Here is a 13,058-nt window from a genome sequence, read left to right on the forward strand (position 1 = left end):
GCGAGAATGCCGCATGCGCACCATCAGGCAGAGCCAGAAGCTGAAGAACGTCCGGTACGACGTCCGCGGGCCGATCCTCGTCGAGGCACAGCGGCTGGAGGCCCAGGGCCACCGGATCCTCAAGCTCAACATCGGCAACCCGGCACCGTTCGGGTTCGAGGCTCCGCAGGCCATCGTGGCCGACATGGTGCACCACCTGCCCGACGCGCAGGGCTACTCCGACTCGCGCGGCATCTTCTCGGCCCGCACCGCCGTCGCGCAGTACTACCAGAGCCGCGGCCTCCAGCACGCCCACGTCGACGACATCTTCATCGGCAACGGTGTCTCCGAGCTGATCTCGATGGTGCTGCAGGCGTTCATCGACGACGGCAACGAGATCCTGGTGCCGGCGCCCGACTACCCGCTGTGGACCGGTGCGGTCTCGCTCTCCGGCGGCACTCCCGTGCACTACCTGTGCGACGAGGAGAACGACTGGATGCCCGACCTGGAGGACATCGAGTCGAAGATCACCGAGAACACCCACGGCCTGGTGATCATCAATCCCAACAACCCGACCGGGGCGGTCTACAGCGAGGAGACCGTCAAGGCGCTGGTCGACATCGCGCGGCGCCACGACCTCGTCATCTTCAGCGACGAGATCTACGAGAAGATCCTGTTCAACGGGGCCACCCACCACCACACCGCGGCCTACACCGGCGACGACGTGCTGTGCCTGACCTTCAGCGGTCTGTCCAAGGCCTACCGGGTCTGTGGCTACCGGGCCGGCTGGTTGATGGTCTCGGGTCCCAAGCACCTCGCCGAGGACTTCCTCGAGGGGCTGACCCTGGTCGCCAACATGCGCATGTGCGCCAACGTGCCGGCCCAGCACGCGATCCAGACGGCGCTGGGTGGCTACCAGTCGATCGAGGAGTTCATCGGACCCGGCGGCCGCTTCTTCGAGCAGAGCATGCTGGCCCACAAGCTGCTCAACGAGATCCCCGGTGTCAGCTCGGTCGAGCCGAAGGGGGCGCTCTACTGCTTCCCGAAGCTCGACCCCGAGGTCTACCCGATCAAGGACGACGAGCAGTTCGTCATCGAGCTGCTCCGCGCCAAGCACATCCTGGTCACCCACGGCACCGGCTTCAACTGGCCGACGCCGGACCACTTCCGGCTGGTCACGCTCCCCGACGTACAGATGCTCGAGGAGGCGATCGGCCGGATCGCGGAGTTCCTGGCCGAGGTGCGCGCCAGCTCCTGACGGCGGTCAGTCGATCGGCAGTCCGTCGCGCTGGAACTTCCTCTGCGCCCGTCGGCCCTGCTTGACCACCAGCGGTGCGGAGAGCAGGCCCAGGGCCGGCACCGCGTCGGCGGCCCTGGCGACCAGGCCGCGCCACAACGGGATCGTGGTGACGGGGTGTGGCTTGTCGAGCACCTTGGCGACCGCGGCCACCACCTCCTCGGGCCGGAGCAGCTTGCCGGAGAACGACAGCGCCGAGGCGGGGTCGTCGAGCTTGTCGTGCAGCATCGGCGTCCAGATCCCGTCGGGGCAGATGCAGGAGATCGCGACGTCCCTGATGCCGGCCAGGCGCAGGTCGGAGAGGGTGCTGAGGCTGAACCCGATGGCGGCGTGCTTGGACGCCGCGTAGACCGCCTCGCCCGGTACGGCGGTGAGGCCGGCCAGCGAGACGATGTTGACGATGTGGCCGCCCTCGTCGCGCATCGCGTCGATCGCGGCGACCGTGCCGTTGATGGTGCCCAGCGCGTTGACCTCGAGCATCAGCCGGCGGGTGTCGGCGCTCTGCTCCCACGCCGGCCCGGTGACCAGGACCCCGGCGTTGTTGACCCAGATCTCCAGTCGCCCTGCCCGGACCACGATCGCGTCGCGGGCCGCCGCGACCTGCGCATCGTCGCGCACGTCGACGGCCATCGCGATCGCACCGCCACCGATCTCCTCGGCCGTGGCCCGGGCGGTGGCCTCGTCCACGTCGGTGACCAGGACGGTGTGGCCACGCTCCACCAGCAGGCGGGCGATCTGCTTGCCGAGCCCGCGTCCCGCGCCGGTGACGACCGCGCCGGTGCCACTCATCGGTGGCCCGCGGTGATCACGCCGTACTCGATGCCGCCGTGCAGGTAGGTGGGCACCACCGGCCAGAACCGCTTCCACGGCGCCAGCTCGGTGGACGGCAGGATCTGCAGCCAGCGCGGGTCGTCCTTGCAGGGGTCGGCCAACGTCTTCTCCTTGATCATGGAGTCGTACTGGTCGAGGGAGTCCTCGAGTGTGTTGGCGTTCGGGCAGATCTCCCGGCCGAGCTGCTCGTGGTAGCGACGCACGCCCGGGATCTTCGACAGCTCGGGCTGCCAGTTGTCGAGCGAGATGCCGTTCTCCGAGGAGACCCAGACACCGTCGGGGGTGTTGATCACCAGGGAGTGGTTCCCGTCGGTGTGACCGGGGGTCCACAGCAGCGCGATGCCGTGGCCCAGCTCGACGTCGCCGTCGAAGGTGACGAACTTGTCGGGGTCGACGCCGCCCAGGCCGCCGTCGACGTACCAGGCCCACTGCATCGGGTGCAGCGACTGCAGGGTGGCCAGCTCGCGCGAGTGGACCAGCATCTTCGCGTCACCGAACAGCGGCTGCCGCGGGGCGGTCTCGTCCTCGATGACCTCGGTGGAGCCGAGGATCATGCGGGGGTCCTGCACGTGCAGGTGGTCGAAGGTGCAGAAGTCGATGTCGGTGGGCTCGAGACCGAGCTTGGCGAGAACGTCGCCGGGCTCGTTGTAGTACTTGAGGACGAGCTTCTCGGCCAGCCGGCCGCCGGGCACCTTGTCCATCAGCTTCTGCAGGTTGCGGTAGAACGGCGCCTCGGCCGATCCGTCGGGCACGGTGGGCTCGAAGACGAGTGTGCGCGGCACGTCGTTCCAGTCGTCGTACTGCACCACGATCATCCGGTTGATCATCGAGATGAGCGGGAGGGTCGGCACGGACACGGCGTCGTGGAAGGCGTAATTGACCGGGTAAGGCGCGGCCGCGATGTCGACGGACTTCACCGCGCGGACCTGGCCCTGGGCCTTGAACCGTGCCTTGTACGCCGTGGCCGCCTCGCGCACGGCACGCAGGCGCTCGCCGCGGGGCCACACGTCGTGGACCCCGTCGAACTCCGGGATGGTGCGGGCGCCGATCCCGGTGAGCCGGTCGGACTGCTGCTGGACTGTTGCCATGGAATGGCCTCCTCTTCGGTACGCCGAACAGGATGGGTCGCGCGACGGAGGGAAACTTGCCTCAGCGCGACAATTTCGACGGTTTGCCCGAGGCGGCCCGAGCTGCCCGGCGCAGCTCGCGCGGACTGGTGCCCGCCCAACGGCGTACGGCATGGCTCAGGCCGGTCTGTGAGGCGAAGCCGGACATCGCCGCGATCTGGGCCAGGGGAAGGTCGGTGGTAGTGACGTGGCGCAGGGCCAGGTCGCGACGCACCTCGTCGAGCACCTCCTCGAACGTGGTGGACTCGTCGGCCAGCCGGCGCTGCAGCGTGCGCGGGTGGACGGCGAGCAGTCGGGCGACGTTGCCGAGCGCGGGCCGCGTGGTGCCGATGGTCTCGGCGAGGGCCCGTCGCACGTGCGTGGTGACCCGTTGCTCGGGATCGGTGTGCCAGCTGGTCAGGTGGTCGAGGGCGAGTTGGCGGATCGCCTCGTTGGCGCCCTCGAACTGCCGGTCCAGCAGCCCCCGCTCGACCCGGATGGCCCCTTGGGCAGCGCCGAACTTCACGTCCGTCCCGAAGAAGTCGAGGTAACGCTGCACGGGCGACTGCGGCGCGTGCGGCAGCTCGACCGAACGCACCCCGGCGCTCGAGCCGATCAGGGCGAGCGCGACGTGGTGGAAGAGGCCCAGACCGAGCTCCATGGCCTGCGGCGAGTACGGCGAGTCCCGCAGGTCCTTGCGATAGGTCAGCGCGACCACCTCCCGACGACCGCGGGGGTCGGGCTCGATGCCGATCCGCAGGGCGGGGCTGTGCACGAACAGGAACCGCGAGGCGCAGTCCAGGGCCTCGGCGACCGTCGAGGAGGCCTCGATGGCCACGGCCAGCGGTCCGAGGATGCTCAGGTCCTGGTGGTCGACCAGGCGCAGTCCCAGGTCGGGGCAGCGGAGCTCGCGGGCCGCGACGTCGAGCATCAGGTCGTGCGCGGTGATCGGGACGAGGCCGTCGTCGGAGGCCAGGGCCTCGCGCGGGATGTCGAAGCGATCGAGGAGCTCGTCGGGGTCGCCACCCAGTCCGGTCACGAGGGCAGCGAAGCCGCGCAGGCTGGCCGCCCGGATCATCGGTGCCACGGGCCCGACCCTACGCACGCCACGAGACGAACACATCACATTGCGGACAAAGCGATTCCCTACAATAAGGTAAGCCGAACCTTAGTCGATTGGAACGCCATGTCGCCCCGCCTCGTCGCCGCCGCCGTACCCCTGCTCCTGCTGAGCGGCCTGCTCAGCGCCTGCAGCGAGGACGACGGACCCTCGATCACCGTCTACAACGCGCAGCACGAGGAGCTCCTCGAGGAGCTCGTGCCGATCTTCGAGAAGGAGACCGGCATCGACGTGAAGCTGCGCAACGGCAAGGACTTCGAGCTGGCCAACCAGATCGTGACCGAGGGGGAGGCCTCGCCGGCCGACGTGTTCCTCACCGAGAACTCCCCGGCGATGTCGCTGGTCGAGTCCGAAGGCCTGTTCTCGCCCCTTCCGGCCGACACCCTCGCCCTGACCCCGAAGCAGTTCCGCCCGGTCAGCGGCAACTGGACCGGCTTCGCGGCCCGTTCCACCGTGGTGATGTACAACAAGGACGACATCGCTCCCGAGGACCTGCCGACGAGCATCCTCGACTTCGCCGACCCGAAGTGGAAGGGCAAGGTCTCCTTCTCGCCGACCGGTGCCGACTTCCAGGCCATCGTCTCCGCAGTGCTCGAGCTCAAGGGCGAGGACGCCACCAAGGAATGGCTCGTGGGCCTGGCCGAGAACGGCGAGGTCTACGACGGCAACAACATCGTGATGCAGTCGGTCAACGACGGCGAGACGCCGACCGGCATCGCCTACCACTACTACTGGTACCGCGACCAGAAGGAGTCCGGCGAGAACAGCGCCAACACCGAGCTCTACTTCTTCGGCAACCAGGACCCGGGCGCCTTCGTGAGCGTCTCCGGCGCCGGCGTGCTCGAGTCCAGCGACAAGCAGGAGGACGCCCAGGAGTTCGTGAAGTTCCTGGTCGACAAGACCGGCCAGCAGGCCCTGGCCGACAGCTACGCGCTGGAGTACCCGCTCAACCCGGCGGCGGAGCTCGAGCCCCTGGTCAAGCCGTTCGGCGAGCTGGAGCCGCCCACGGTCGACGTCTCGAAGCTCAACGGGCCCAAGGTCATCGAGCTGATGCAGGGCGCCGGGCTGATCTGATGACCACCACCGTCGATCCGCCGCGCACGTCGCGGCGGGTGCATGACGGGGCACCCGTGGCGCTCCTGCTCATCGGAGTCGCCGTCGCACTGTTCGCGCTGATCCCGCTTCTCCACGTCGTGCAGTACGCCGCCACGGTGGACCCCGACACAGCCAGGGAGCAGCTGTTCCGCCCACGGATCGGCATGTTGCTGCGCAACACCCTCGGCCTGATGGTCGCCTGCGTCGCGGCCAGCGTCGTGGTCTCCGTCGCCTGCGCCTGGCTCGTGGTCCGGACCGATCTTCCGCTGGCCGGCCTGTGGCACGTGCTCCTGACCGCGCCACTCGCCGTACCCGCGTTCGTCAACGGCTTCGGCTGGGTCTCGCTGACCCACTCGGTCGAGGGCTTCGGCGGCGCAGTGATGATCGTGACGCTGTCCTACTTCCCCTTCGTCTACCTGCCGGTCTGCGCTGCGATGCGCGGCCTCGATCCCTCCCACGAGGAGATCGCCGCCTCCGTGGGCCTGACCCGGGCTGCCACGTTCCTGCGGGTCGTGATGCCGCAGCTGCGCCCGGCGATCCTGGGTGGCTCGCTCCTGGTGGCACTGCACATGTTCTCCGAGTTCGGCGCCCTGAAGACGCTTCGGTTCCCGACCTTCACCACCGCGATCTACGACCAGTTCAACACCACGTTCAACGGCCCCGCCGCCCACCTGTCGTCCGCCGTGCTGGTGCTGCTGTGCCTCGTCGTGCTGCTGGTCGAGCTGCGGCTTCGCGGCCGACGGCGCTATGCGCGCACGAGCAGCGGCAGCCCGCGCACCGCCGACCGGGCAGGTCTCGGTCGGCTGCGGTGGCCGGCCCTGGCGGTGCCCGCCGCGGTGACCTGCCTCGCCCTGGGCGTGCCGATCTACAGCCTCGTCCACTGGATGCAGGTCGGCTCCTCGACCGGCAACGGGCTCGACCAGCTGGTGCCCACCGCGGTGACGACCGTGTCGTACGCCGCCGCGGGTGCGCTGCTGTCGGTCGTCCTGGCACTGCCCGTCGGCCTGCTCGTCGTACGCCACCCGTCGCTGGCCGGCACCCTGGTCGAGCGCAGCACCTACACCGCCAACGCGCTTCCCGGAATCGTGGTCGCACTGGCGTTGATCACTGTCACCATCGAATACGCCACAGGGCTCTACCAGACCGCGATCGTGCTCGTGGCGGCATACCTGATCATGTTCATGTCGCGGGCCGTGGTCAGTGTGCGCGCCTCGCTGGAGCAGGCACCGCCGGTCCTGGAGAGCGTCGCCCGGTCCCTCGGCGTGAGCGGGCTGGCCACCACGTGGCGGGTCACCGTCCCGATCGTGATGCCCGGCATCGGCGCCGGCGCCGCCCTGGTCTTCATCGCCATCTCCACCGAGCTGACCGCCACACTGCTCCTCGCGCCGCTGGAGACCAAGACCCTGGCCACCGAGTTCTGGTCGCAGTCCTCGGCCCTCGCGTACGGCGCCGCGGCGCCGTACGCCCTGCTGATGATCGTGATCTCGATGCCGGCGGTCTACCTCCTGAGCCGTACGACGCAGGGGCAGCGCCCCGGAAGGTCGGTCCTGCCATGAGCGTCCTCGACGTACGCGGGCTCACCCGCAGCTTCGGACCCGTCCGGGCCCTGGACGGGGTCGACCTGAGCATCGCGGACGGCGAGGTGCTGGCCGTGCTCGGCCCCTCGGGCTGCGGCAAGACCACCCTGTTGCGCACCATCGCCGGGTTCATGCCGGGTGACACCGGCGAGGTCATCCTCGACAACCGACCGGTGCTGGTCGACGGCAGGTCGAGGGTCGCGACCCGCCACCGCAACGTCGGCTACGTCCCGCAGGAGGGGGCGCTCTTCCCGCACCTCGACGTGGCCGCCAACATCACCTTCGGGCTGGACCGCCCTGAACGCCGCAGGGCCGACATCGGGGAGCTGCTCGAGCTGCTCGACCTTGACCCGTCGCTCGCCCGGCGCTCGCCGCACGAGCTCTCCGGCGGCCAGCAGCAGCGCGTCGCGGTGGCCCGAGCCCTGGCCCGCAAGCCCTCCCTGCTGCTCCTCGACGAGCCGTTCTCCTCCCTCGACGCGTCACTGCGTGAGGCCACCGGTCGCGCCGTCGTCCGCGCCGTCCGGGCCACCGGGGCGGCCGCCCTGCTGGTCACGCACGACCAGAACGAGGCCTTGTCGCTGGCCGACGTGGTCGCCGTCATGTCCGCGGGGCGCGTGGTCCAGGTGGGCGCACCCCTCGAGGTCTACGCCCGCCCGGCCACGCCGTTCGTGGCCTCCTTCGTCGGCAGCGGGTCGGTCCTGCCGGCCACGATCACCGACGGCGTGGCCGACTCCGTGATCGGCCGCTTCCCGGTGTCGGGGCAGGCCGCCGGCGACGTCGACCTCTTCGTGCGCCCGGAGCAGGTGCGCCTCGACGAGGCCGGCGAGGTCGAGGCGACGGTCGCCGGGTTCGACTTCTACGGTCACGACGCCTGCCTCCACCTGTCGGTCGGCGACCACCACGAGGTGCTCTGTCGGGTCAGGGGTGATCGCGTGCCGGGCGAGGGGCAGCGGGTCCGGATCAGCGTCGACGGCGCGGCCACGGTCTTCGAGCGTGCGACGTGACGATCACCGGCTCCGCCCCGTCCCCTCTGCGTCATCCGTTCGGCGACCTCGCCCGGTTCCGCGACCGGGCCGCCCTGGTCACCGCCGACGGGCAGGTCACCTACACCGAGCTGGCGGACCGGGTGGCCGTGCGGGCGGAGGCCTGGCTCGACTGCCGACGGCTGGTGCTGCTCAGCGGCGCCAACACCGTCGACTTCGTGGTGTCCTACCTCGCGGCTCTCGCTGCCGGCTGCCCGGTGGCCGTCGTCCCGGGGGCCGAGGGCCACCTCGCCGCGGTGATCCGCGCGTGGGACCCCGACATAGTCGTGCGCTGCGCGCCTGAGGGCGGGGCGGTCGACGACGTACGCCGAGCCGGCAGCACGCACCACCTGCACCCCGACCTTGCCCTGCTGCTCTCGACCTCCGGGTCGACCGGCTCGCCGAAGCTGGTGCGCCTCTCGCAGGACAACCTGACCAGCAACGCGGCGAGCATCGCCGACTACCTGGGCCTCACCGACGCCGACTGCGGCATCACCAGCCTGCCGTTGCACTACTGCTACGGCCTCTCGGTCCTGCACAGCCACCTCAGCGTCGGGGCAGCCGTCGCGCTCACCGAGACCTCGGTGGTCGACCGCTGCTTCTGGGAGCTGTTCGAGCAGGCCGGTGTCACCGGACTCTCCGGGGTGCCGCACACCTTCGACCTGCTCGACCACACCGGCTTCGCCGACCGGACCCTGCCCCGCCTGCGCTACGTCACCCAGGCCGGCGGCAAGCTGGCGGCCGAGCGGGTGCGCGGCTACCACCGCACGGGCCGTCGCTCCGGCTGGGACTTCTACGTGATGTACGGCCAGACCGAGGCCACCGCGCGCATGGCCTACCTGCCCCCGGACCTCGCCGAGGAGTGGCCGCAGGCGATCGGCCGTGCCGTCCCGGGTGGCTCGCTCCGGCTCGAACCCGTCGAGGGCGCGGGCGGCGACGTCGGCGAGCTGGTCTACGCCGGACCCAACGTGATGATGGGGTACGCCGAGCACCCCCGCGACCTGGCCCTCGACGCGATGCCCGGTGAGCTGCGCACCGGCGACCTGGCCCGCGAGCTGCCGCACGGCCTGTTCGAGGTGGTCGGTCGCAGCAGTCGCTTCACCAAGGTCTTCGGACTCCGGGTCAACCTCGACGACGTCGAGGCGCACCTCGCGGGCCACGGCATCACCGCGCGTTGCGTGGGGGTCGAGGGCAGCATCGACGTGTTCGTCACCCGTCGCCGTGACGTACGGCCGGCCCGCGAGCTGGCTGCGGGCCTGTGCGCCGTACCGACCTGGGTGGTGAGTGCGCACCGGCTCGCGGAGCTGCCCCGCACGCCCAGTGGCAAGCCCGACTACCCGCGCCTCGGCGCGCTGGCCGCGGTGTCCCGTGGCCACGAGCCGGCCCCGCAGGGGGTGGACGTCGCCGACCTGTGCGACCTCTATGCCCGCGTGCTGGACCGTGACGACGTGACCGCCGACGACAGCTTCGCAGGCCTGGGCGCCGACTCCCTGTCGTTCGTCGAGATGTCGGTGCGCCTGGGGGAGCGGGTCGACCCGCTGCCGTCCGACTGGCACACCCTGCCGATTCGTGAGATCGCCGCCGGCGCCGCGCACCGGAGTCGCTGGGGCACCTCGCTCGACACCACCGTCCTGCTGCGGGCCGTCTCGACCGTGTTGATCGTCGGCTCGCACGTCGAGCTCTTCGACCTGACCGGCGGCGCCCACCTGCTGCTGATCCTGGCCGGCTACAACCTGGCCCGCTTCCACCTCGGCGCCGGTGCGAGCGCCACGACATCCGCCCGCATGTGGTGGGCGATGGTGGCAGTGCTGGTGCCCAGCGTGCTGTGGATCGGCGCCGTGACGTTGCTCTTCGGCGACTACGACCTGAGCACGGTGACGTTCCTGAACTGGGCGTTCGGCTCCGACACGTGGGACGACCGGTGGCGTTTCTGGTTCCTCGAGTGCTTGGTGTGGATCCTCGCGGGGGTGGCGGTTCTCTTCGCGTCTCCGCGAGTACGCCGACTCGAGGCCCGGAGCCCCTTCGGCTTCGCACTGGGCGTCTTCGCTGCGGCCATGGCGCTGCGCCTCATGCTCACCGGCTGGACCGCCGACGACATCGACCACTACCTGACGCCGTACCTGCTCTGGCTCTTCGCCCTCGGCTGGTTGGCCGCCCGGGCCACGACGCTGCAGCAGCGGCTGCTGGTCAGCCTGCTCGGCGTGATCGCGGTGGTCGACTTCTTCGGTGAACCCTCACGAGAACGCGTGATCTGGGTCGGTCTGCTGATCGCACTGTGGATCCCGGCAGTGCGGTTGCCACGGGCCGTGGCCTGGCTGGTCGGCGTGCTGGCCACCAGCTCGCTCGCGGTCTACCTGACGCACTGGCAGGTCTACCCCCATCTCGAGGTCGACCACCCGTGGCTGGCGCTCTTCGCCTCGCTCGCGGTCGGGGTGACCTACCACTCCGCCACCAAGCCCCTCGTGGAGTCCGCCCGTCGTGTCCGGCGCACCCAGCGGCGGGTCCCGACCGTGCCGATTCCCGCACCTGGTTCGTCGACCGGGCATACCGTGGGAGCCAGCACTCGAACGACCTGAAGGGCGGCGTCCGCATGAGGTCGTGCTCCCGACACACCAAGGCCCTGATCGCCGCCTGCCTGACCATGGGGGTCCTGGCGGGGTGCTCGGACGAGGCCGGGACCCCGGTCGACGGGGGCCCGCCACGCCCCCCTGCGTCGCAGGACGGGGCCGTGAGCGCGCCGGTGACCAAGGTCCTCGTCGTGATCGAGGAGAACCACACCCTGGACCAGATGCACGCCGGAATGCCCTACCTGGCCTCACTGGCCGACCAGTACGGCTACGCCACTCATTGGAGGGCCCGGGCGCATCCGAGCGAGCCCAACTACCTCGCCATCGTCGGCGGGTCGACGTTCGGAGTCACCGACGACGCAACCCCGTCCGTCAACGCCCGCAGGGTGGGGCAGGCGCAGTCGATCTTCGGGCAGGCCCTGGCAGCCGGGAAGTCGGCGCACACGTACGCCGAGTCGATGCCCGAGAACTGTCATCAGTGGGACCACCCGGAGAAGTCCGTCGGGAAACCGTCGTACGCCGCGCGGCACAACCCGTGGGTCTACTTCACCGCGGAGCGCGCGCAGTGCCTGGAGGATGACACCGACCTGAGCACCTTCGCTGCCGACGCCGCGAGTGACACCCTCCCCGACATCGGACTCCTGATCCCCGACCTGACCCACGACGCCCACGATGCGTCCCTGACCGAGGCGGACGCCTGGCTGGAGCGACAGCTGGCCCCGGTGCTCGCCGGTGACGACTTCAGGAGCGGCAGGCTCGCCGTCGTGGTGACCGCCGACGAGGACGACCGCTTGCAGGACAACACGGTGCTCACCGCGGTGCTGCACGTCGGCCTGACCCACAAGGTGGTCGACACACCCCTGACGCACTACTCCCTGACCCGGTTCATGGCGGAGGTCATCGGTGTCGAGCCCCTCGGCGAGGGTCGTGGCGCTCCGGACATGCGCGCGGCGTTCGGACTCTGAGCGGCTGCCCGACCATCGCGACCTGCGCCGCGACGCCTGGTCGGCCGCGCCGCTAAGGTGCTCGGCATGACCACGATCGACACCATTCGTACCCGTCTCACCGAGTTGATGCCCGCGATCCGGGCCGATCTCGAAGACCTCGTCCGCATCGAGTCCGTGAGCGCCGACCCGGCCCGTGCTGCCGAGGTGCAGCGCAGCGCGGAGAAGACCCGCGACCTGTTCGCCGCCGAGGGCTTCGAGGCCGAGATCCTCAGCGCCGACGGAGGGGCTCCTGCAGTCGTGGCCACCAAGGCCGCGCAGACCGGTGACGCCGCCGCCGCGAAGACCGTGCTGCTCTACGCCCACCACGACGTACAACCGGAGAACGACCACGCCGAGTGGAACACCCCGCCGTTCGAGCCGACCGAGGTGGGCGACCGCCTCTACGGTCGCGGTGCAGCCGACGACAAGGCCGGCATCGCCGCACACCTGGCCGCGCTGCGCGTGCTCGGTGACGAGCTGCCGGTCAACGTCGTCGTCTTCGTCGAGGGCGAGGAGGAGGTCGGCTCCGACTCGCTGCCGGCCTTCCTCGAGGAGTACAAGCACCGCCTCGAGGCGGACGTCATCGTGATCGCCGACTCCGGCAACTGGGACATCGGCGTGCCGGCCCTGACCACCAGCCTGCGCGGCCTGGTCCGCGTCGACATCGAGATCCGCACCCTCACCCACGCCGTGCACTCCGGCATGTGGGGCGGGCTGGTCCCCGACTCCCTGATCGCGCTCAGCCGGGTGATCGCCTCCCTGCACGACGACGAGGGCAACGTCGCCGTCGAGGGCCTGTACGCCGGCCCGGCGGCCGACGTCGACTACCCCGAGGACCGCCTGCGTGCCGAGTCGGGCGCGGTGCCCGGCATCGAGTGGATCGGCAGCGGCAGCGCCGTCGAGCGCCTCTGGACCAAGCCCGCGCTGAGCATCACCGGACTCGACGCGCCCAAGGTCGACGGTGCCAGCAACACACTCGTCGCCGCCGCCCGCGCGAAGATCTCGCTGCGCGTCGCACCCGGCGACACCACGACCAATGCGCTGGAGTGCCTGCGCGCGCACGTCGAGAAGAACGTGCCGTGGGGCGCCGAGCTCACCTTCACCGTCGTCGACACCGGCGAGGCCACCCAGATCGATGCCACCGGCCCGGCGTACGACGTGGCCCGCGACGCGTTCCAGCAGGCCTGGGACGGCACCGCCCCGGTCGACATGGGCGTCGGCGGGTCGATCCCGTTCATCGCCGCGTTCCTCGAGGCTTTCCCGCAGGCCAGCGTGCTGGTGACCGGCGTCGAGGACCCCGACACCCGGGCCCACGGCGCCAACGAGGGCTTGCACCTGGCCGAGTTCGAGCGGGTCTGCGTGGCCGAGGCGCTGCTGCTGGGCAACCTCGGAGGCTGACCCGGCCGAGCCCCCGGGCCACGTTTGGTCGGGCACATTTGTTACACGAGAAGTGATCTGGTGTCACGCCCTGTCAGAGT

At 70.3% G+C, this 13,058-nt stretch carries 10 protein-coding genes; 7 read left to right on the forward strand and 3 right to left on the reverse strand.

The features are described from left to right. Nucleotides 1-13 precede the first annotated feature (13 nt). A complete protein-coding gene (locus ASD66_RS17850; protein ID WP_056891789.1) occupies nucleotides 14-1,237 on the forward strand; it encodes a pyridoxal phosphate-dependent aminotransferase in 1,224 nt (407 codons plus the stop codon). Between the two features lie 6 nt (nucleotides 1,238-1,243). Here ASD66_RS17850 and ASD66_RS17855 read toward each other — a convergent pair whose 3' ends face one another. The 3 genes from ASD66_RS17855 to ASD66_RS17865 form a co-directional block, all read right to left on the reverse strand. Next, nucleotides 1,244-2,065 (reverse strand): SDR family oxidoreductase, encoded by an 822-nt coding sequence (locus ASD66_RS17855; protein ID WP_056891790.1) that lies wholly within the window; start codon nucleotides 2,063-2,065, stop codon nucleotides 1,244-1,246. Then, the gene (locus ASD66_RS17860) at nucleotides 2,062-3,195 is read right to left on the reverse strand and encodes a hypothetical protein (protein WP_056891791.1); all 1,134 of its coding nucleotides are present in this window, start codon (nucleotides 3,193-3,195) and stop codon (nucleotides 2,062-2,064) included. The genes ASD66_RS17855 and ASD66_RS17860 overlap by 4 nt, the downstream gene beginning before the upstream one ends. A 61-nt stretch (nucleotides 3,196-3,256) precedes the next feature. Next, nucleotides 3,257-4,291 carry an AraC family transcriptional regulator gene (locus tag ASD66_RS17865; RefSeq protein WP_056892327.1) on the reverse strand — a complete coding sequence of 345 codons (1,035 nt, stop codon included), beginning with the start codon at nucleotides 4,289-4,291 and terminating at the stop codon, nucleotides 3,257-3,259. A gap of 108 nt (nucleotides 4,292-4,399) precedes the next feature. Here ASD66_RS17865 and ASD66_RS17870 point away from each other — a divergent pair, with 108 nt between their 5' ends. The 6 genes from ASD66_RS17870 to ASD66_RS17895 all read left to right on the forward strand — a co-directional run bounded on the left by ASD66_RS17870 (nucleotide 4,400) and on the right by ASD66_RS17895 (nucleotide 12,978). Continuing rightward, nucleotides 4,400-5,407 (forward strand): iron ABC transporter substrate-binding protein, encoded by a 1,008-nt coding sequence (locus tag ASD66_RS17870; protein WP_056891792.1) that lies wholly within the window; start codon nucleotides 4,400-4,402, stop codon nucleotides 5,405-5,407. Next, complete coding sequence (locus ASD66_RS17875; RefSeq protein WP_082599599.1) at nucleotides 5,407-6,984, forward strand: ABC transporter permease; 1,578 nt, start codon at nucleotides 5,407-5,409, stop codon at nucleotides 6,982-6,984. The genes ASD66_RS17870 and ASD66_RS17875 overlap by 1 nt, the downstream gene beginning before the upstream one ends. Beyond that, nucleotides 6,981-8,009 carry an ABC transporter ATP-binding protein gene (locus ASD66_RS17880; RefSeq protein WP_056891793.1) on the forward strand — a complete coding sequence of 343 codons (1,029 nt, stop codon included), beginning with the start codon at nucleotides 6,981-6,983 and terminating at the stop codon, nucleotides 8,007-8,009. The genes ASD66_RS17875 and ASD66_RS17880 overlap by 4 nt, the downstream gene beginning before the upstream one ends. Continuing rightward, complete coding sequence (locus ASD66_RS17885) at nucleotides 8,006-10,603, forward strand: AMP-binding protein (RefSeq protein WP_082599600.1); 2,598 nt, start codon at nucleotides 8,006-8,008, stop codon at nucleotides 10,601-10,603. The genes ASD66_RS17880 and ASD66_RS17885 overlap by 4 nt, the downstream gene beginning before the upstream one ends. A gap of 152 nt (nucleotides 10,604-10,755) precedes the next feature. Beyond that, complete coding sequence (locus ASD66_RS17890; RefSeq protein WP_235530157.1) at nucleotides 10,756-11,559, forward strand: alkaline phosphatase family protein; 804 nt, start codon at nucleotides 10,756-10,758, stop codon at nucleotides 11,557-11,559. A 66-nt stretch (nucleotides 11,560-11,625) separates the two neighbouring features. Further along, entirely contained in the window at nucleotides 11,626-12,978 is a 1,353-nt protein-coding gene (locus tag ASD66_RS17895; protein ID WP_056682853.1) for a dipeptidase, read from the forward strand. Nucleotides 12,979-13,058 lie beyond the last annotated feature (80 nt).

Source organism: Nocardioides sp. Root151, from assembly GCF_001427925.1.
Lineage (GTDB): Bacteria > Actinomycetota > Actinomycetes > Propionibacteriales > Nocardioidaceae > Nocardioides.

What these genes read in the sequence shown, in the direction of transcription:
- ASD66_RS17850 (WP_056891789.1), top strand. Translation starts at nt 14, where the DNA reads ATGCGCACCATCAGGCAGAGCCAGAAGCTGAAGAACGTCCGGTACGAC.
- ASD66_RS17855 (WP_056891790.1), bottom strand. Translation starts at nt 2,065, where the DNA reads ATGAGTGGCACCGGCGCGGTCGTCACCGGCGCGGGACGCGGGCTCGGC.
- ASD66_RS17860 (WP_056891791.1), bottom strand. Translation starts at nt 3,195, where the DNA reads ATGGCAACAGTCCAGCAGCAGTCCGACCGGCTCACCGGGATCGGCGCC.
- ASD66_RS17865 (WP_056892327.1), bottom strand. Translation starts at nt 4,291, where the DNA reads ATGATCCGGGCGGCCAGCCTGCGCGGCTTCGCTGCCCTCGTGACCGGA.
- ASD66_RS17870 (WP_056891792.1), top strand. Translation starts at nt 4,400, where the DNA reads ATGTCGCCCCGCCTCGTCGCCGCCGCCGTACCCCTGCTCCTGCTGAGC.
- ASD66_RS17875 (WP_082599599.1), top strand. Translation starts at nt 5,407, where the DNA reads ATGACCACCACCGTCGATCCGCCGCGCACGTCGCGGCGGGTGCATGAC.
- ASD66_RS17880 (WP_056891793.1), top strand. Translation starts at nt 6,981, where the DNA reads ATGAGCGTCCTCGACGTACGCGGGCTCACCCGCAGCTTCGGACCCGTC.
- ASD66_RS17895 (WP_056682853.1), top strand. Translation starts at nt 11,626, where the DNA reads ATGACCACGATCGACACCATTCGTACCCGTCTCACCGAGTTGATGCCC.